Genomic DNA, 21,341 nt, shown 5'->3' with positions numbered 1-21,341 from the left:
ATTCAATAAAGCTATCCATATCCAATTACCATTCCTTTAATTGTTGAAGTGACTTTATTCGATCTCGCTGAAAAAGCATCGCTTCAAATACATCACCGAATTGGTTTGTATTAACACCTAACCCTGGCAATGCAAAACTTGCCTGCGTAAAAAATACATTTTTGTTCTCGCTCCAAGCAATCTCCCACCAATCAAGGATCCAATCCTTAGATTGCTGCATTCTCAATTTTGTCGGAAGACGATCACTTTTATTAGCATTAATGGAGTGCTTAGTCGGAAGTAGATTCCAAAGATCGTTATTAGGCCATCGCGCAAATGGAAAAGCATGGTCAATCGCAAATTCACTATGATCCAACAGAGCCCCACTCCAACAACAGTTCAGATCCGCAACTTGTTGCAGTTCTTGTACTCTGTCTCTGATCTGCTGCGTATTACGCTGAGCATCTTCCCACTTCAGCGCAGCATAAAAATCGACCTGACTATAAGCATGCTGTTTATTAAGTTCATACCCAGCCATAACTGAACACCACTCGTTGATCAGTGCTGGTTCAATCCAAATACTGTACTGGGTTAACGAATCCCAAATTCGTTTGGGTACTTTAAAAATACCAAATGACTTCAGATAATTGAAATCTATTGATAGATAGCTTTTCGGGGAGCTATTCGGCAGTATTTCAACTTCAAATACAGCCTTATCAGTACCTGGCAAGGTAATATATTTTGCCGGCATATTTTTGATAGTGGAGCTAATATCTTTTAGTGTGTGATGCACCGCATCGATTAATGAAGTCTCGACAAACGCAGCACCTAAATAAAAATCGTTGTTAGCAAAGCTAGCCAAACTCCCCCAGCCATTTGGTTTTATAAATCCGAGCCCTTTATTGACATTGCTGCTTTGCTGCATCGGTTTAGGACCATCCACAAGCGGCTTATATAGCTTAAGCCAGTACAACGCCACGAGTCCTAATGGTAGTAAAACAGAGTCTTCATGTTGTTCGATGACAGCTCCAGCATGTCCTTCAGCAATTCGTAATAATGCCCTCAGTAAAGCCAACTTATAGGTGGATGACTTACTATCATTTACCACGATATTTCTGATCAGTGGAAATGCCCCAGTGCCGTCATCAGGTAAGGTACATATAACTGTTTCCCAAACAACTGCGGATCTTCCAAGCTGATCAGCTTGAGATGCTCTAACTATCTCAAACTGTAAGCCGAATTGGCTTGCTAATTCAGCCACTTCTGACGAACTCACATCAAACATCGGCCTATCATCAGGACTAGCGCCATGTCGTAACGAAATCACCATCTTCCCATTAGGTTTGAGCAATGAACTCAATTTACGGAAAGCACGTTGGCGGTGAGATGGCGGGATATGCATCCAAACCGCACTTAATAAAATAAGATCGAATTTGGTTTGTAATGCAAAGACAGAGGAAAGCTCAGGCAAAGAGTCATTGAGCCAAAAAACGTCTAAATCCATAGAGCGCTGTTTTGCTATTTCTAATAGTGCTTTGGCAGGTTCAACGGCTACAACACTGTAACCACGTTGCGCGAGATAACGAGCATCACGTCCAGAACCAGCTCCAACATCGAGTATCATTCCCTCTTTAGGAAGATATTCGAGCCATTCATTATGAACAGCTTCGAAAGACAAGCTGTCGTATTGAGATGCAAACTGTTCAGCACTTTTTGAGTAAAACTCTATTGTCTTATTGTTCACAGCATTTGAAAATCCACTGAGCGAATACACCCTATGCTAACTCAATTTAAATCAATGAATCAATTAGTTAACAGTAAACAATATTCTTGAATTCGTTCAGCGTCACAGTGTTGGCTGTTTTGTTAAAACGAACCACATATGGCTAGCATGCCAACTTGAGTGTGAAACATCACGATGCTCAAGAAGCGCTATGGCAAGTGGATACCGAAAGACTCGCAACGCATAGCAAGTCGCATACCTGAAATGATGGGGTTTAATGCGGGCATAAACGGACAGGGAAACGCAGATTTTGCCCAGAAACAACAAAGGGAACCAGTAAGATACTGATTCCCTTTGCTTAAATGTGGCGGTGAGAGAGGGAGTCTACTTCATGATGTAATGCCTTGAAAAATATAATTAAAATACACCATAAACATGGCTGCATTACTTTTTGCATTACTTCTGATTTTTGACATTTTCTTCAATTAGACCAATGACTTACCCTGAGAATTCGACTCCTCAATTTTAAGTTAAAATAACAACGTAAGCAATTGTATTTAATTGCTTTTATATTAATTCTGAAAAGTCAATATAAATTTAGCACAAATAACGTTAGTCGTTATTTTTAACCAATATTCGCACATCTGTGACTTATTTTGATGGATCAATGCCAGGGTCTGACCTTATCTAAATTACGGCTTCGTCACTCTCGAACTGTGATACTAACCTGACACAGAATTATGAATAGCCTCTCCTTTCATTTGACCTAATTCACTTAAGCTACTTTACCTGTGCGCCTAGCTTTTATACCACAGGATAGCATGCATCTCCCCAAAGTGTTTCAGGATGAGTCATCATTATTTCTATAATCAATGGTACAAGTTTGCTGAGTAAACTAGCAGAATCTTTAAGTTGCTTGCGATTAACAGAGCTATTCCATGTTGCACCGCCATGGATTAATTGGTTGCGCATCGTATAGAGGCGGTTAAAAATAACACCAAGCAAAATAGGAGTATTACCACTCGACAAGGCGTGGCTCGCCATCTTTTTACCTTGTTGAAGCCGCTCTTTCCATTTGTCTTCAGTTATTTTACCGCTATGAAAATCCCAAAAACTTTGTAGCACAAACGGGGTATCAAGTAAGATACGGATACTGCCTGAAAATTCCCGCCAAACTAACTGATCTATCTGTTTTTGTTTATCTAACTCGCACAGCTTCTCTAAAAAACCTTTAAAAGATTCTTGTTCTGACAACTTAAATCGTTCATCAATCTCAGTGGCATAAGCAGCATTAAATGCTATCCAGAGAAAAATAAAACGACCATCGTCATCATCCGCCATTTCAGCTCGTTGCAACCAGCTTAACGCTCGATGAACTCGCAAGTTGAGATTGGTCGGTGACTGTTCACGTAATATCCTTTGTTGATTTTTTAGCTGTACAAAATCCATTGCTATTGATCCTTAACGATCTTTACCTTATTAACAGGCTTATATATGATCCAATTTGGTCATAAATAAGCCGTAACATGTCGAAATAACGATTTTAATCAAACACACCGTTACGAGGTTATCAATCCCGTTTCAAGATCCAGTTTCATACGACTAATAATATCTGATTCAAGCAAAGCCTCTTCGCTTACCGCTGCTAATTCCACAATACAGGGATGAATTGCACGGACAAAAAGTTTCGTTCCAGATGGCGCAGCAGGAAAATCAACTCTGTGGATCAATAACTCAGGATCCCCTTCTTGCATGCCCACCTTAGCTTTCGGACTTACACTGTAACACAGCTTAAAAACCTGCTGAGGCATACTACCCAACAATTGCCACTGTTGATAATCACTAGAGGGGGCCAACTGCGGCGTAAATTGTCCACGACGAATACCGCCCAAATAATAGCGAAATGGCGCTTCATCATGGCTTTCTGTTCTAATCTTATTAATAAGTTTTACTTTTTCACCAGGGCAAAGTCGCAACAAACCGAGTGCAACCCCAGTTTTAGCCGTTGGTGCATGCAAATTATCTTGGTTTACCGCCAAAGGAGGATGAATAACTAATGTTGGACTTCTGCCTTGAAATACCTCTGCAAGCAATGCGTTCCATTCATCACTTTCATTCTCAACCAACGCGGTAATATGCCTTGACCGGCTACCATTCCCTGCCAATAGTAAATGTATAGGCCTTGGACCTAATTGTTCAACCACATGGTCTAATTCTACTAAAAAGGCACGTAAACCTTCTTTAATTCGATCAAATAACAAGGCATCTAGCTTTTGAACATCAAAACTAATCTCACTCTTAACTTTCTGCCCATCCATATTAAGCAAATCTATGGAAGCTTGAGATTCAAATTGGCTATCAGCATTCTCCATAAATGGGCGTAACTTTGTTCCGAGTAATACAGAGTTAGTTTGCGCCGCTTGAGTTTGTTGGACAAAAACTTCATCGCCGCTAAAGGATTTGCCATCAAGGGGCCGAGTGAAGGGGATCTTATATTCACGGCAAATGTCTAAATTGTCTTTAAAGGTCTCATAAACAAGGTGTTCGAGTAAATTTTCGCCACCTAAAAAATTATCCCCAGATGAATGAAGCGACTCAAATACTTGCTCATAACCTTCATCCTCCTCGTCAGCCGTTGCCCAGCGCCAAAGACCAAAATCAAAGTCAGTTGTACCACCGCCAAAATCAAATACTGCATACGCAATGCCATCGTCGGTTAACTTAGGCTTGATACTGCGGCTGTTGCCATTTATCACTGTACTAGTATCCGCAGCGTCTTGAGAGGCTAAATGATGTAACGCCGCAGCGGCATAAGCTGCCGGCTCTGATGCCAATTCTTTTACTTCAAAGTCCCTAAAAATTTCATTTTGAGACACTAACGTGCTTGGCAAGCTACGCTGTAAGCCTCGGCGGAAACTGGCAAGGATTTTATCTTTAGTCGCGCGCTCATATTTTGCTGGGAACGTCAGGTGGTATTTAAGATACAAGCCACGCTCACGCCAGTTGATGGTCATCCCTAAATACCAAGCATATAGCTCGACCGGATCAAAGGGATCGGCAGTGCTCACCTCCATCGCCTGACCACGCACAGGGTTACGTTCTGTTAATGCCGCAAGGGTCAATTCATGGCCTTGGTAGTCAGTTAACCGCAGCAGTTGCTTATCTGAACGCATAGCCCACTGCTTAATACGCGGTAAAATTCTGGCAAGCACTCCAGTATCGCCGGGGTTATTTCTAAAGCTTTCCTGTGCCTCGTGGGAAGTATGTAACCAGTTCCAATCAAGCTCTGGCCGGTAAGTTTGGCGCTGCCAGATTGCCCTGAAGCGCTCAAAATCCAATATTTCTAATACTGTGGGGTTTTCATAGTGGTTGGCTTCTGGTTGCTGGTAAAAATCCCGCACGCCAATGCGCAGTAACTGCCGCGCACCATGCTGGTCGCAATAGGCTACTACAGTACTACTCGTGCCAAAATCGATTGCCACATTGTGCAATTTAACATCCTGCTTGGGATTACGAGCTACCAACTTAAGCTTAGCCAGTGTCTCGGGGTCACAGTCCCACAATTCCCATAAACCTTTATTGAGATCGGTTAACCTTGCCTTTTCTAATTGAGGTAAACGGCAAGGTCGCCAATCTAAGCCATTCAGTGTACTAATCGGACTCGTTAAACATTGATCTTGATTAACGCCGCGTAAATAAACCCCCTGTTCATTGAGGGTGATAAGTAGTTGCTCGTGGTCTAGCTCTTGCCAACTATTATCCGCTTTACAAAATGTACTTTCTTGCTTATCGACGGTTGATAATGTGTATTGATGTTCGATGGTAAATATAGCTATTTGAGAAAAACTAAGGGATTGCCAAGAAGAATTGCAAGCATAGAGATATCCTTCATAAAAGGTAGGATACAAATCCCATTTTTCAAGCCCAACTTGATACTCTTGGGTCATCCAGTCGTTTTGATTTAATATTCCCTTTGCATTTACGTCTGGATTTGCCTTACTTAGGGCAAATTGTTTGAAATTGGGCGTTTTCGGCACACACCATTTTTCTAATCCAAGGATTCGAAACTTTGCAGCTTCGGTTTTAAGCGTATCTAGATTCCCCTTTATTAGGTTAGAACCAGCACCATGTGACCATAAAAGCTTGTTCTGAGTATGAAATTTTGCAGAATTCCCATGTTTGTCCTTGACCAATACAAAAGCATTCGCGGAAAAAAACTGTTGATAAGCAACAATTGGCGGATATTTTAGGCCCGTTTGGGTATCGAATAGTCCACAAGCTTCGTTACTACCAAGGGGGCAAATATGCCAAAACCGCTCAGTTGCTAAAGATTCAGTGAAATCAGCAAGCTCATCGTAAAAATGTTGAATAAAATTTCTGGCTGTTTTAGGGCTCGATTTACCACACACACCGCTGGAATGATTCGAGTTAGTTTCTTGCGGCTGTGAATACTGTTGAGGTTGGTGTTGAATCATATTGCTATTATCCGTAATGGAATCTTGCAGTTAACACTCGTAAGAGACCATAGCATTGCATTAAATAAAGCGAATGTTTCGGCCAAATGCCATTATGAGCGTCTGTCTGCTATATCAAAATCGCTAGGGTGTGGTGATAACTAAGGCTTTTTTAAGTAATCGCCCCGCATGATCTCTTATCCCAGGAAGCACCACCGCTTTTACTGTTTCTCCAATCGGTTGGCTGAAGGCTGCGCGCTGCTGTTGGTTAAAATCAAAACTCTGTCCCATCGTTGGCTCAAAGAGCTGATAGGGCTTTTGCTGCCAGTTGTGGTTATGCCAGCCAAGTGCAGTCGCAAGCAATTGGGCCTCGGCTTGGCTGGCGGCTCTATTTTGCTGTTCGCAGCGATCTTTCAGTAAGTCCCATAAGCGTTTAACACTATCGAGTTGAGACATTACCGCAACGGTGCTAATTAAATCTGTACTTGAAGGCTCTGCGCCCCCGGATGCATTAAGTCCCAAATCGGTACTTAAGCTTAAGTCTTGCCTGAGGATATTTTGCACCGGGTGGCTTAATGCTTTGGAAGCAGCCGTTAAGGCCTGTTGGGCTTGTTGATATTGAGCTTCTAACTGCTTTAGTTTTGCGGTAGCCGACGTTAACGCATTTTCTAATGTGAGATTTTTATTCTGCTGCTCGTAAAGCTTCGATTGAAGTTGTTGCAACTCCTGCTCGAGTTGGCTATTGGCACCATGTGCCTGCGCTAACTGTTGCTCAAGGGCTTGTAGCTCAACCAAGGCTGTTGGCAAACAGTGCGCCGCAGTTAAGGATGTGTCGGTAGTTAAGGGATTAGCAGCAAAGGTGCAAGCATCACTAATAGCGGATGTGTTGCTATATGTCTGGTGGGCAAGCTGCTGGATCAAACTTTTTAAGGGCTCAAAATGCAAGAGCAACAGTTTTAAGTCAAACACGCTTAACTTCGGGCTACCCGAAAAAAAGCTTATATCCTCCTTAGCCCAGTTGTGACTGAGTTCATCTAAGCGTTTTTGTTCATCAAGGGTTAAATGCTTAAAAGAGTTTTCTTCTTGGTGATCAGGCATGTTTATCCGCCTCTAGTTGCTCTATCAGACTACGTATTTCAGGGCGGGGCGTTAATTGCTGCCGCTGCGGTAATTCTGAAACAAAACCGACAATTTGGCGTTGATTGTCTATTGGCAGTTTTTTAAATTGTCGCTGCAGCTGGTAGAGAGTTTCTGGACTCGGTTCAGGGTAAGGGTTTGCTATTTTAAAGGGCTCTATCCGTCCGGCTAATAAAGCCAGCTCATTCCCGTCGATAACGGTAAATACCCGAGGAAATAATGCGGGCAGGTAACTCATCAACTGCTCTGTATCTACACGACGTAGTATGGCATTTTGAGCCACTAACCGTTCATTCTCCTTCATGATTTGTTCTCTATCCCACTGTAATTGCTGTGTTAGTGCTTGATGTTCGCGATGAGTCACCTCCTGTAACCTCTGGCGCTCAGTAGCGTTATCTGCAGCAAGCAACATGGGCAGGAGCAGCTCAGCGACCAAGCTTTTTTGGGGTAGCTCAGCATTAACAGTCAAAGCACAACGTTTGGCTAAGTGCTCAAAGGAAAGAACCTGCCAACCTCGGTTAGACAATTGAACTAGCAATTTAGGTAGCGCAGCCTCTAGGTTTGGCTGACTCTTTGCATCGTAAATTAGTTGTAACGAATTATGTCCCCCAAGACGTGAATCTATATCGGCAAGCGCTTGGGAAAGCCGCTCCCCTTTAGTACAAGCTAACCATTGCTTTTCCCCCTCGATGGGGAGTTCAACTGGAACTTGATTAGCGCTTAGCGCCCAAGCGGCAAGGTGGTCTTGTACCCAAAAGATGATCACAGATGTTAACTGGCTGAATTGATGAGATGTCATTGGCCTATTCTTTCATTCTTGATTGGGATTCTGGCAAGCATGATTTGTCATTGTTATTGTCCTCAAAGGCTTCAAGGTCAAATTGCTGAAACTTAGCGACAGTTTCTTCAAAGTCTGCAAACAGTGCGTCTTTTTGGCTTTCAGGTTTGTCTGCTGCATTTATCTGCGAAAACGGGCCAGAAATTGAGCTAAGAAATCCCATTTTTATTCCTTGTCTATATTGTCAACACTGTCATTTATGCTGTGCCAGTTATCTTTAGCCTGTTCGAGGGCTGTAAATAGCTCTTGTTTGCTATCAATACCGCTCGTGCTGGCCAATGTTTCTGCCATGCCGTCAGCCATCCGGTAAGAATCTCCCGCACTAAGTTTACGTTCAAGATAGCCAAAAATATCACCGCTTAACTTACCTTGCTGAAGTAACGAATCCATTCGATTAACAGTAAAAAACTCTGGGTTTGCCACAGGTAAAAGCCAGATAGCAGACAATGAGCCAGGCGCTGCCTCAAACTTTTGCTCTAGTCCAAAGGAGCCTACGCCAAGGCCCACAACGAGCCTTTCGACATCATTGCGATTTTTGGCTTTATCAGGATCAATTTCAAAGTTACGCAGCGCTTGAACATAATCGTCAAAATCATCATACATTTCAGGTGTAATCCCATCCTGCGCGGCTTGCAGCGCACGCTCACCCAATTGCTTAACGTCTTCGTCTGGCTTTAAAATCCCTACAGCTTGTAAAAAGTTATTCGCAAACTGTCCTAGTGCCTCGCCTAGTTTGGGTAAATGAGTCGCGATAGTGTTTAGTACTGGACCTAAACTACTAGCAAACGAACTCAAGGCACTGCCAATAGTGCTGCAGGCTGAACTAATGGCAGTGCTAATGATGCTTAAAAATCCCATAATGACGCTCCTATTAATTAAAATTTTTGATAATTAGATAATTGGTCAAGAACCGTTCCAAATTCAGCACACTTAGATTTTGTGTCTGTGAGCTTTTTAACAACATCAGTAGCAGAACTGGTTGCTAGTGTATTAAGCATCGCTGACAGACCCTCACTCCAGATTGCAAAATCGGTGGCAGGAAATGGCCAAATCGCATTTGTTTTCGATTTTGTACGCAGGGTTGGATGACAATCTTGCATCAATGCGAGTAGCAGCACCGTAAAAGGATGAGTTGGCAATGGTAAATTTGCCCCCCTCCTCCATTCATCTTGATTGACGGGATTTTGCGCTGCAATTGGCTGCCATTTCTCTAGCCAGAGCTTCAATGCCTCAGAAAGTTTCAGCTGCTTTAACTCGATTACATTAGACTTTTGCAAAATAGGTGGAGTTAATTCTAATAATATATTCAATGCCTTGCGCCCAGCGCGCACAAAATCAGCAAAAGATAATTTATGTTCTTCTTGGGTAAGCCAGCCCAGGTGAGTAAGTGTAGGATAATATCTGGCTCTCTCTTGCCAGAGCTGATTGACTGCCAGTTGATTAATATCATCCTCGGATAATGGATCTCCATCGGTTTGCGCTAGATCTGCGCGGATAGCCCCATGAGCTGGTCCATGCCATCCGCCACAAAAAATAACCGCCTCACCTGTAGCTAAATTAGGTAAATAATCACGCTGTGCCTCATCCATCATCATGGCTTCGCCCATTGCGCGCCTATCGTCCTCAGCAAACAAACGATGAACAATTTTGGTATGAGTATTTTTAATCACATCCGCCACTAACTTAGCTGGAATTTGATCTGCAATAATCAATCCTTCTCCGTATTTACGCACCTCAGCAAGTAAGTCAGCAAAGGCGTCAACGGCCATTGCACGCGCCTTATCGCCAGGCTCTGGTTTTGCCAATAAACGATGAGCTTCTTCTATTAATGTTAAGTGACGAAATGTGCTGTCTTTTCCATGCCTGTAGCGGATGGCTTCGCTGACCGCGCCCAACAACAGCGCCATCATTAGCGCCTTACCTTCGCCATCTTTAATTTCTTCTAATTCAATAACGACCTTGTTATCAAGTAGCGCATCGACATTCAGCGATTGTGGCACATTGAGAATATCCCCGAGTACGCCATGAGTAAGACTGGTCAAACGTGAAACCAGAGAGCCGCGATATTTTTCTTCAAACTCTTTACCCATTCCTTGTTCAGGGATCAACAGGTCAAGTTGACGGATCATATCTCCCATAGTTGGCCAGACCTGCGCCGCTGGGTCAAAAGGATCATCGCAACAAAAACAAGAGTTATCCGTTAAATCCCAGCCCTTTTCCTCGTAGGCACGCAGAATCGCTTGCTCAACTAAAAAGGGCATAGAGGCTTCCATCGGGAAAATCGCAGCAAATACATTGCGTAAAAATGACGCGTGACTTCGAATATGTTGCTTCGGGTGCACCAATGCGAATGGATTGAGCCGCAAACTACGGTGTTGATCGCCATTAGGACGATAATACGCCACCTGATTAGGCATATGTTGATGTAAGGCGCGGTACTCAGTTTTGGCGGGTTCAATCACTAAAAAAGGCAATGCCGATTCAATTAATAAATTAAGGCAGGTTGTGGTTTTACCCGCTCCAGTGACCCCAGTCACAAAGATATGTTTATTAAAATCAGCCTTGTTGAGGTTGATTGAATTAGTGTGTTGCTTACGACCTCGATCAATAACAGCCCCTAACTTAAGTGCATCATCGGCCTTAACTCTTGGTAAATCAACAATAAATTCTACTGTTTTGCGCCGGCGCAGCCCTGGTAACTCATGCCGTGGTAATCCTGCAACCATAGCGAGTTCATCAGCTGTCAATAACGTCGAAAACTGTGATTCATGACTGCTAGTGATACTGTGAAACAAAGCGTTTCTATAGTTAAGTGATTGCTTTAACGTTGGTAACTGTAATAGTTGTGCGGCAGAGGTTTCATTCAGATCAACGACTTCGAGTGGGCTAACAGTGATTTCTCCCCCTTGATAGGTGGAACAAATGGTATTTTTTAAGCGGCGATAACTGGATGGCGTATCCGCCGCAAGGTAAATGGCTGTGCCAAATAAGCCTTTAGTTACGCCCTTTTGCAACCTAGGAATAAGGGATTTTTCAATATGATCGAGCAGATGCTGGGCGCGTTTATCGGTCACTTCTTTAGTTAAACCTATATTGTTCCCTGCAGAGCGATTTAGATTATAGGTCTCATTAACACTCGTTGAGTGGCTACTGCCTTTAGTATCAGCAATACTGGTACTTGTGCCCCAATTTTTGCCTTGAGTTTCGCTACTAGAGGTACCTGACGAGTGATTGGATGATGAATTGTCATTGGAGCTCTTTCCAATATTTTTACTCTGCGAAACACCGTCACTTTTGCTGCGAGTATCGGTGCGCCCAGTATTGGTACTATCCGATGTCCCCTCGCTGAAACTATTGCCCTTTTGCTCATTGTTATTACTACCCGCTTGAACACTGGTTTTCACCTGAATGGATAGTTCGCTTGCCAGTTCATAGGCACCATCTAGATAAACTCTTGCATCTTTACGAGTTAAAGGTTGCGTCACCACAACCATTTGCCAATTAGCAGAATTGATACTGTCTGAATCACTGCCACTACCAGAAAGCAAAGTTCTAACAAGTCTTTCAATACCCTGATAGTCTTCTTCGTCACTGTCTTGCTCTTGACTCTTTCCTGTTGGAATACCAAGTACAACACCTTTATGCTTACTTTCTTGTAGACGAGCCATCAAGGGCTCAATGTTTTCTAGCTTAGAAAGATTAATCCCTGGTAATTGGCCCTCAAGCGCCCCGCGTAAATTTTTAAGCGCTTCATGCCCAGGCCCATCAATTGCAGAGGTTAACTGGTTAACCCCAAAATAAAGGGCAACCCCTTCTAAACTAACATCAAGCAAATAAACAAACTGAATTTGATCTTCATGCTCTAATGCAGCATAAACATTAGCCAACGCCAGCCTATATGCGCTTGGATTTTCATCATTAATTCCTTCTACACGTAACAGTTTTAACGATGAATTGGGTAAGGATAATGGCAGCTGAGCAAATTGAGGGGTGGGCATGCAGGCTATGTGCTGCAAAATATTGCTGCGACCCACAACAGAATCGGAAAATTTGGTGATGACTTCTTGAGACATGCAACAATCCTTATCACAAAGCCAGAAATATAGACTGCGTCAATCCCTGACAAAAAATTAAAAGTACTGATTATCTTACGAAGATATTGGTCAATTTCGATAAACCAGTCTCAATCATCGTTGCAGGACGTTTTTCAAGCGCCCCACCACACTTAGGACATACATCAAACCAGTTGTAGCCACGCGTAATAACATCACTTTTGAACACTACTGTTTTGTGCCAGTCGCAATTAGAACAAATAAATGTCGTGCAAGGGGGAGGAACAGGCATGGTAATCCTTACGCAAGCTTGAATGTGACACATGCTACACGATAAGACTCAACCTTTTCTACTCACTAAGATCATATTTTTAATAAATATTTGCACTATAAATTACGGTGTTTTCATCTTTGCTGTATATGCATTACTCAGCAACAGATCTGCAACTACATTAAGGTATACACAAACACATTAACTTAAACATCAGTGGCATCATGCAGGTGTAGTCGCCACTTACCAGACTATCTAGAAATCTCACTTCACAATTTCAATTAGACATGCGGTGTTTAAAATTTATTACTTAAAATTAACGTGTTATAGTATTTGAAATTTAAAATAAGGTAGCCAGAATGGACTCAAAAGCTCAAAACATGCGTCAAAAAGTGCAGCAAATTTTAGATAGTAACGCACTGCACTCTCATCAAATCAATGCTGCACAGAAAACTTTTAATGCATTATCAAGTGAGCAAGTCAGGGCCGTTGTTACTGCCGCGGAAATGCAAGCGGGTAAATCAGGAATTGCGCTGGCATTATGCTGTCTGCAGCGGTTGAGCTTAACTGATGCACAAATTTGTGACCGTACACAACTTAAAGACACTCTCTATCTTGTCACGATGCCTGATACTGCATTAAAAGAGCAAGCTGAAGCAGATCTTAAGTTAGCCAAAAACGTCGTCGTGAGTAACTTCGTCAATTTTGAAAAAACGCTAGAAAGTGAGTTCAAAGGCAATCCCCCTAAACTGATTATCATTGACGAATGCCACTATGGGTCCAATGTCGCAGCGGTTCGCTATAGCAAAATCTTTGATTACCTAGAGCTAGAGAATGACAGCTGTAACGTGGTATTTATTTCTGCAACGCCGTTTGGTGCGCTGTATGGTGCAGAAACCGAATATCAAGAAGCACTCGAAGCCAAAACAGAAGCAGAATCAAACCAAGACCTAGAGCTTTTAGAAGAAGCTAATGATATTGCAGCAAAAGCGCTCAAGGATTCGATTTTAAGACGCGACTTTAATACTCGCCTGGTTTTTCATAAAACAAGTGATGAGTACTACGGCGTTCGCGAAATGTTACGTAATGACAAAGTAAAAGCACTCATCGATGATAATCGCAATTTTCTGTTCCCGTCCGCTGAACGCGATGCATTTATCAATCAATTTAAACAGCATGAAGGTATGGGTTGGTCGCTAGTTAGGGTTCCTGCTGGCTTAGCTATGGAAGCCAAGCAATTTCTTAAAACCCAAGGTATTGATGAAAACTCAATCTACATTATTGGTAATTCATTGAGTGGTGTGCCTGAAGATGAACACTGCTCAATTGAACGCTTTAAAAAAGAATTTGATGACGCATTATTGTTCGAAGATAAGCTAATTGCAATTACCGTCGCCAGTGCACGCGCGGGCATCAACTTCGGTGCAATGATGAAAAACAATCTCATCTCAACATGGGATAGCACAGTTGCGAGTGTTGCGGCTGTTGTTCAAGCAAACATTGGACGAGCGTGCGGTTATCACGGCAATAACGAGTCCACTCACTATACAAACTTAAATGCCACTGAAGCTTACGGTGCAATCCTCAATCATCTAGAACAAACTTGTTCAGACCAAGCAGCATCAGATTTCGAAGGGCTCAAAGAGTTTTTCGATGACATCTGCCAGGAATATCAAGTTAATGGCTTAGATGTGGGACTCACAATAAAATACAAACGCCGTCGACCTATCGGGGACGTAGAGACTTACAAAACTGATAGTTATGTTGCTGTGCCAGCCAAACTTCTCGACGAAGATGCAAATTTTAGGCAATACACTCAAGACAAGCATTTTCTGCAAGCGATAGAAATTATTCGCAAAGAATTTACCGCTAAGGGCGCACCTTGTGTAAAAGGTAGCAGAGCCATGCGTGGCGCAGGAAAAAATTGGATAAAAGCACACTGGGTGAACGGTGATAGTTTTGATAATCCAGAAAAAGCGCGGGCAGACGGTACACAGAAAGAAAAAACATTTATGTATACCCAAATGCTCGATGATGGTGAAGAACTGGAGTTTAACCGGGTTGTCGCACCAGGTTCCGGCGAACTATCGGAGAACAAACTCATCACTGCAGCCATATTTAGTGTTTACAACATTTCTCGTCGTGATGTGGCAAAAAAAATCATGTCACAAGAAGATGTTTATCAGATGTGCGATCACTTTGGCATCGAAAGAGATGACACCATGATGGTGCTCTATAAGCGCGGTGAATACGATATTGACCGCTCATTAGCCAAAAAACAACACAATGAACTGCCAGAGAAAACCGGACAACTAAGCGACGAATCCCACTTTTCTGATAAAACACAGGCAGTCTACTGAGTGATTCTCTGACTATGAATATTGCAGAACAACATCGGCAGCACGTACAACGAGCGATTGAAACAACCTATGAGCATCAACGAATTGCGGCTAAGAAGACTTTTGACAAGTTTTCGGCAGGCGCTCGAGCTGTCGTCGTTGCCGCAGAAATGCAATCAGGAAAGTCAGGTATCGCTCTTGTACTTGCTGGATTACAACGCCTTGCCCTGTCAGATGAAGCCATCTGCGATAGAAAACGTCTAAAGGATACCTTGTACTTAGTTACCATGGCTGATGTGGCATTACAGGAACAAGCCAAAAGAGACTTAGCTCCGACACCTAACATCGTTATAAGTAACTTTGCCAATTTCGAATCCGCTTTAGTAACCGACTTTAAACACCAGGCTCCCAAACTCATTATCATTGATGAATGCCACTATGGCAGCCACATTGAGGCTATTAGATACAGTCGGGTATTTGACTACATCGAAAAAGAAAACACGGAATGTTGTATTGTTTTTATCTCAGCAACACCATTCAGTGCGCTCTATTCTGCTGGCGCCGATTCAATCCTAAGACATAATTTCCACACTAAGCTGGTGTTCCATAAAACGGGCAGTGACTACCATGGAATCCGCGAAATGCATCGACACAACCAACTTATCAAGTTAAGTGAAGATCAACGGGATTTTTGTGATGATTCGTTATTACAAAAGCGTTTCATTCGTCAATTTATGGAACACGAAGGGCCAGGTTGGTCACTCATCAGAGTCCCATCCAGTCAAGCTAAGACTGCCAAACAAGTGCTGATGGCTCATGGTATTGCCGAAGAGCAAATCTACATTATCGGCCAAAAGCTTGTCGGAGTCGCTGAGCACGAACTTTGCAGTATTGATGACTTCAAGTCGGAATATGAAACAGCAGCAATGTTCGACGACAAACTGATTGCAATCACTGTGGCGGGCTTTCGCGCTGGTGTGAACTTTGGCCAAAATATGAAAGAAAGCTTGATCAACACTTGGGATAGCACAGTCGCGAATATTGCAGCCGTTGTTCAAGCTAACGTCGGCAGAGCATGTGGTTATCATCAAAATACCCAAGCCAAACACTTTACCAACCTAGATGCAGTGAGAGCTTATTCAGATCTGCTCGATCATCTTGAAGCCAAAGATGATTCTGAAGACTTTGAAGGTTTACACCAACTCTTTGAAGATATCTGCGACAAGTATCAGGTGAGAGGATTCGATCGCGGCACAATGATCGCACCGGAACCACAAGTTCAACTCACTAAAAAACTTGATGATTCCGCGACCTATCTAACTAAGGGATATATCGCCGTACCCGCCAAGCTCTGCTGTATAGACGCTGATTTTAGTGCCTATACGTCTGATCCTGAGGTGCTTGAAGCCATTCAGCTCATCCGCGGTGAATTTTTAGCAGAAGGAACACCCTACCCGAAAAGTGGTCGAGCCATGAAAGGCGACGACAAAAACTGGATTAAAGCGCAATGGGTCAATGGTGTCACTTATGACGACTACACGCCAAGTTGTGCTAAATCAAGAGCAATTGATTTCACTGCTAAATTGAACGATGGCATTGAGGTGGAATTCAACCAAGTGGTAAATCCTGGCGGTGGAGAAATAACGGCAGATAAACGCGTAATGGCAACTATCTTTAGCACTTACAATTTATCACGCAAAAAAGATGCTTTTAAACGTGCAATGGATGCCGATGACATGACAGAAATTTGCCAAGTTCTCGGCTGCGAATATGACAATACTCTCATTCTACTTTATCAACGGGGCGAATTTTCTCAGTCACTCACCGACCAAAAACGGCAAGATCCAATCCAAATTTCAAAAATTCGCAGTGACAGTATCTTTAAATAACAAAGCCGCTATAAAAAGCGGCTTATCGTCATAGAACATGCTTAGTAGCAATCAGCTTTGCTTGCCTTAGCGATCATCTCTTTCTGTTCTTGAATGGTCTCTTTCACAATCTTGTCAAAGAACTTCTTTTTCTCTCTAGATGATGCATTACGCACAAAATCAGAGAAAGCTGTTGATTTAACTCTTTCACGCTTAGATAGCATCACTTCCTCCCTTATGTAACTGGATTTAGGCCAACGATGGCTTCTAAGGACTGGCGATTGTACTTTTTGCGCAATAACGCGTCAATGTCAGTCACATTAAAGTGGGGGTTATCGTTGTCACCGTCAATGTTTTTTTCGATGAACGTAATATTAATTTTGTCTTTAAAATGGCGTTTAAGTTCACTTACCACGCGTTGCGATTCCAGAAACTGCTCAACAAACACTGCTTCAGGTACTCGCCTGCCTTCAACTTTCTCCCGCGCTTTCACCAGTTTCCATGCTTGTTCAGGTTCCTGATAAACAAAGATAATAAGCACGTAACGCTCATGTCCTATGGAGCGTACAATGTTGTCTTTTGCCTTGTCAAAGCTAGAGAGTGTTGAGTCCAAAATGAAGCTTACATTGCGCTTTAATGCGCGGTCATGAATAGCCTCAACTAACAGTGTAGCGGGACGTTGAAACAGAGGCGAATTCAAGCCGTTATAATCTTCAAACTCTTTTCTAAGCTCATCGTTTTCAATATGCACCAAGCCTTGACCATGCTCATTAGCAAATGCGCGGATCATCGCACGGGCTGTTTCAGTTTTACCCGCACCAGGTGAGCCTGCCATAAAAACAGATACCGGAGACTCCTCCTGCGGTAAATGATCAACTAACCTATTGGCCACCGCTTTTTTCATTTTCTTGGCTTCTTTGGTAGCTTTCTCAGTGATCTGTTGATCGTCCATAGCTAAATCCTAACTATTGGTAATTTTCAGCACAGGCGTTAAGCACTCCTGTAAGCTCAATCCACCATGGTTGTAATAGTCACCAGCGGTAAAAGCACCGACCCCCGGGGCCATGGCAAGCGATACCGAATTATTCCAATGCCAGCCCATCTGCGGAAGATCGGTCGAGGCGTTATCATGCAAAATGGCGCAGCGGGACAAATACTTACGCACCAGTGGCTTATCCAGCACAACCTTCGGCAGTTTGTCCGGCAACCACAACCAACCATGGTCTGTCACAATGCGAACCTCACGCCAGCCTGCATCCAACAGATGGCAAACCCTATCGGCCACTTCATTGAGCACAGCATCAATCCCCAAAGGCAATTTGCGCTGCTGCTGGTGGCCCAGGTTATCCAGGTCGCCAGTTTGTAACCAGGCAAGTCCTTCTGGCTCGCCACTATCGAGCCCCTCTAAATACTGCCACCCGTGTTCTGCCAGCAGCTTTTTAAGGTGATAAGCGCTGAAATCACTCGAAGTCGCCGCAACAGACGGCGTAAAGTCCTGAGTATCCTGCGCTCCCGTTAACAAGCCTGCAATCGGTGTCACTGCGGCTTTAGCGGTGTCAGTCAATGACGGCAATGCACTCCACTGGCTAGTCAGCTTGGCCTGTATTTGGCGCGCAAATAGCTTTTGTTCCAACCATTTGGCGCAGTCATAACGCAAACCATCAACAAAAAACACCACTAACCCCTTGGCTAAATAGCCTGCAGTAGCCTCGTTAATCTCACCATCTCCTGGGTAACCCTGACGCCTCACCAATGCCTGGAAGTTATGGGTCACTTCAGAGAGCCAAGGAGAATAGATAAGTGCAAGTACTTCTGCTACCAGCTCTTGCTGCTGAGGCTCTATTGCCAGTGCCATCGCCTGAAGTGCGGCGGCATCGGCTTGCCAATAAATGTCACAGTAAAGGGCTGCCATCTCTTGAGGTGATTGATGGGTAAACGGCTGCGCCGTCAGCTTCGCCACTTTGGCAAGCTCGGCCAAAATTTGCAGATACTTAGATTGTCCTAAGCGATACCAAAGCCAGCTTTCACGCACCTGATGGGTTTTATACAAATCCGCAATGTTGCTCCTAACCAAGCTCAGTTCGCCCTGCCCCAACGCCACTAGGGCATTCATCAATCTCTGCTCTTCGCGGGCGTTTTCGATGGGGTAATGACTAAAATCCGCCGCCAAATCGACTGGCACAAGCGTAGCAATCGCAGTGAGGAGAGAATGCAGATTATGGGCCGAATCCTCAAACCGCTGCCACACCTCAGCCCAAGGCCCCTCGGCATTAAGCATGGCTGCCAACATCTGCTGATGGGTATCATCACCTGGTTTCAGACCGAATTCACTCTCGCAGGTTTGGCAAAATAGTTGCCACTTGTTTTCATCCCACTGGGCACGTTTCTGACTGGGATGATTAAGCCACCCCAGCAAATCTTTAATGGGATCGTTAAATACCAACTCTTGAAAGTCTTTCGCCTCTAAACGACGACCTTTCAGTGCATCCACTTGGGTTTCAAGTAAATCACGCAGCACTTTGGGAATGACCTCTTGAGTACTGTTATCTTTAGCCACATCCAGCTCTAGTCCAACCCTTGGGTTCGTCAAAAACGAGCCAACACTCCAGTCTCGTCCAGCAGTATTATAGGCCCACCAGCTGCCACGGTATTGCAGCTCGGCTAAGGGTCTTAACTCATCCGGACATTCCTCAATGGCACGCAGAGCCTTACGCCCCACACCAGGGAGATAGATGATGGGCGTGCGTTCTTCAACCAACGGTGCTTCGTCTAATACGCCGGCAATGGCACATTTGAGCCAAATTGCAGGGCCAGTACGCTGTTCAGGTTGATACTCGCCCAACTCTAGCAGTTCAGGTAAATATTCTTTGATTAATGGCATCGCACTTTGCCATTGGCACAGCTCATCGGTCCACAACACCGCAGCAGGCTTGACTTGAACTGACTTGTTATAGGCAGCAGCATTGCGCAACTGCTCGATTAAATAGTTAATAACTAACATCTAAACCCCAATTTTTCTTGCATAAAGTGACCAAGTCAGCTTGTCGACGGGCTAATACATCCGGTGTCCAATTAACCTCACTTAGCACCTGCGTCGTCAACACATATGATGACACCCCACTTTTACCGCCAAAATAGGCAGTCTTCTTGCGCTCAAAATCAAAATTTGATGCTGATGAATTTCTACGTTGGGTGAGTGGTACCAGGTTAGCTAAGCGATGAGTCCAGCTGTCGCGAATCTCAACATCGGGCCAATTCGCTTCCCATTCAGAGCCGGCTTCAACCGTTTGCGGTAATACATGTTCAATGGTCAGAATCGAATGGTCATATTTGGCGGCAGCATCTGTCAGAAATGAATCAGTTCTCAAAATCAGGTAATTACGTCTACGCGCAGTTAAATAGTAAACATTGCCATCAATTGCAGCTAAAAACTCGTCTTGCTCATTTTGCGTTAAATTAATACAAGTAATACCGGGTGAGACAGCGGCATCTATTTCGGCCAAAATTTGGGCATAACGTTCTATCCGTTCATTAATATTAGCGGCACAGATGTGTAGCTTGGCAGCTAAACGTTCTAAGCTGGAAACGAGGTCTAAAACCGCATCACTGTCTGTGCCAAACTTAGCCAGATAGTGAATAGCAACGGGTAACCAGTCAGAGTTATCAATTCTGTTTAACCAATAAAACAACTGATTAATATCGCCAGCATTGTGAGTCGCTTGGTAAGCGCAATCCCTTGCTATTAAATAAGCATCGGCATAAGGAGTAATAACATTATTAATCAACACCTCAGGATGGGTCACCTTGCTCAGCACATGCTCACGGAATTCATCGATTAGCGCACGTTTTGCCTTACTTTTGGCGTAAATCATCCTGATATAGGTTAGAAGATCGTTGAAACCATTACGCCCGGTTTCTACCTCTATCTCTTCCCATTTATCATTAAAAGATTCGCGCTTAGCTTCTGAGATCTGCCCAATTGCCTCAGCTTTTATAAGATCCGATGGCAGCAAATCCAAACCACGATTATTGAGCACAGAAAAAACCCGGAAAGCAGACTGCTGGCTCGGCGACGTCACCGCCACCAAGAAACAACGCGTCATCAAAAACATACCAAACTTAATGAGCAGTTCGTCCTCAGTAAACTTGGACTGCAGTTTTTCCTTCAGCAACAACGCATTTTGACGAATATTGATTTGTGATTCATTTTCCAACTTTGCAATATCCAGTGCCGCCAATGCGGTAAAATTCAAAGCTTGCACTGTGTCAGCAAAAAATGTTCTATCACGCTGACGTAACGCTAATCTGGGTTTTGCGGGTATGCCCTGCAGTTTTTTACCAGGCTCTTGAATGTACGCAAAACATTCAGCGCGCGCCTCTTTATCGTCAATAAGTGACGTCAACGCTGCAATCAAAATCGTCAATGTGGTGAGTCGTTGCTGACCATCAATCACTTTGGCGTGAGGAATATTTTCTTCTTTGATGAGCACAATACTGCCCAAGAAATAACTTTCTTCAGCCTCATGACTGTAAAAATCGTACAGATCATCAAACAACTCGCCCGCTTGTTCGGTGGTCCAGGCATAAGGTCGTTGATATGGCGGGATTTCATAGTCAAAATCTGAGCTAAAAATCTTCGACAGTGGGTATTCCGCCCCAGTAATATTTTTCGACATCCCT

At 43.6% G+C, this 21,341-nt stretch carries 14 protein-coding genes; 2 read left to right on the top strand and 12 right to left on the bottom strand.

Going from position 1 to position 21,341, the window contains the following annotated elements:
- Positions 1–25: 25 nt before the first annotated feature.
- The 8 genes from SHEWMR4_RS09100 to SHEWMR4_RS09065 form a co-directional block, all read right to left on the bottom strand.
- Positions 26–1,723 (bottom strand): class I SAM-dependent methyltransferase, encoded by a 1,698-nt coding sequence (locus tag SHEWMR4_RS09100; protein WP_157037026.1) that lies wholly within the window; start codon positions 1,721–1,723, stop codon positions 26–28.
- Between the two features lie 783 nt (positions 1,724–2,506).
- Positions 2,507–3,151, bottom strand: a complete 645-nt coding sequence (locus SHEWMR4_RS09095) for a HEPN domain-containing protein (protein WP_011622496.1) — start codon at positions 3,149–3,151, stop codon at positions 2,507–2,509.
- Between the two features lie 110 nt (positions 3,152–3,261).
- Entirely contained in the window at positions 3,262–6,177 is a 2,916-nt protein-coding gene (locus SHEWMR4_RS09090) for a hypothetical protein (protein WP_011622495.1), read from the bottom strand.
- Positions 6,178–6,300: 123 nt separating this feature from the next.
- Positions 6,301–7,254, bottom strand: coding sequence for a hypothetical protein (locus SHEWMR4_RS09085; protein ID WP_011622494.1), 954 nt, complete (start codon positions 7,252–7,254; stop codon positions 6,301–6,303).
- Positions 7,247–8,092: a hypothetical protein gene (locus SHEWMR4_RS09080; protein WP_011622493.1), complete on the bottom strand. Its 846-nt coding sequence runs from the start codon at positions 8,090–8,092 to the stop codon at positions 7,247–7,249. Before SHEWMR4_RS09080 ends, SHEWMR4_RS09085 begins: the two co-directional genes overlap by 8 nt.
- Before the next feature lie 4 nt (positions 8,093–8,096).
- Entirely contained in the window at positions 8,097–8,294 is a 198-nt protein-coding gene (locus SHEWMR4_RS09075; protein ID WP_041408758.1) for a hypothetical protein, read from the bottom strand.
- Positions 8,295–8,296: 2 nt separating this feature from the next.
- Entirely contained in the window at positions 8,297–8,989 is a 693-nt protein-coding gene (locus SHEWMR4_RS09070; RefSeq protein WP_011622492.1) for a hypothetical protein, read from the bottom strand.
- Positions 8,990–9,006: 17 nt separating this feature from the next.
- Positions 9,007–12,204 carry a DUF87 domain-containing protein gene (locus SHEWMR4_RS09065; protein WP_011622491.1) on the bottom strand — a complete coding sequence of 1,066 codons (3,198 nt, stop codon included), beginning with the start codon at positions 12,202–12,204 and terminating at the stop codon, positions 9,007–9,009.
- A 609-nt stretch (positions 12,205–12,813) separates the two neighbouring features.
- Between SHEWMR4_RS09065 and SHEWMR4_RS09060 the strand changes: the two genes are divergently transcribed.
- Together SHEWMR4_RS09060 and SHEWMR4_RS09055 are read left to right on the top strand one after the other, a co-directional pair.
- Positions 12,814–14,814 (top strand): DEAD/DEAH box helicase family protein, encoded by a 2,001-nt coding sequence (locus tag SHEWMR4_RS09060; RefSeq protein ID WP_011622490.1) that lies wholly within the window; start codon positions 12,814–12,816, stop codon positions 14,812–14,814.
- Between the two features lie 14 nt (positions 14,815–14,828).
- A complete protein-coding gene (locus tag SHEWMR4_RS09055) occupies positions 14,829–16,682 on the top strand; it encodes a DEAD/DEAH box helicase family protein (RefSeq protein WP_011622489.1) in 1,854 nt (617 codons plus the stop codon).
- A gap of 41 nt (positions 16,683–16,723) precedes the next feature.
- On the opposite strand, the gene SHEWMR4_RS20985 is transcribed toward SHEWMR4_RS09055, so the two are convergent.
- From SHEWMR4_RS20985 to SHEWMR4_RS09040, 4 genes are read right to left on the bottom strand one after another with little or no spacing between them, the layout of a single operon-like run.
- Positions 16,724–16,885, bottom strand: a complete 162-nt coding sequence (locus SHEWMR4_RS20985) for a hypothetical protein (protein WP_011622488.1) — start codon at positions 16,883–16,885, stop codon at positions 16,724–16,726.
- Between the two features lie 11 nt (positions 16,886–16,896).
- Positions 16,897–17,613, bottom strand: coding sequence for a zeta toxin family protein (locus tag SHEWMR4_RS09050; protein ID WP_011622487.1), 717 nt, complete (start codon positions 17,611–17,613; stop codon positions 16,897–16,899).
- 9 nt (positions 17,614–17,622) lie between these two features.
- Positions 17,623–19,662, bottom strand: a complete 2,040-nt coding sequence (pglZ, locus tag SHEWMR4_RS09045) for a BREX-1 system phosphatase PglZ type B (RefSeq protein WP_011622486.1) — start codon at positions 19,660–19,662, stop codon at positions 17,623–17,625.
- Positions 19,649–21,337 (bottom strand): DUF262 domain-containing protein, encoded by a 1,689-nt coding sequence (locus SHEWMR4_RS09040; RefSeq protein ID WP_011622485.1) that lies wholly within the window; start codon positions 21,335–21,337, stop codon positions 19,649–19,651. Before SHEWMR4_RS09040 ends, pglZ begins: the two co-directional genes overlap by 14 nt.
- Positions 21,338–21,341: the final 4 nt, after the last annotated feature.

Source organism: Shewanella sp. MR-4, assembly GCF_000014685.1.
GTDB lineage: Bacteria > Pseudomonadota > Gammaproteobacteria > Enterobacterales > Shewanellaceae > Shewanella.
This window is presented reverse-complemented; position numbering and strand designations above follow the sequence as displayed.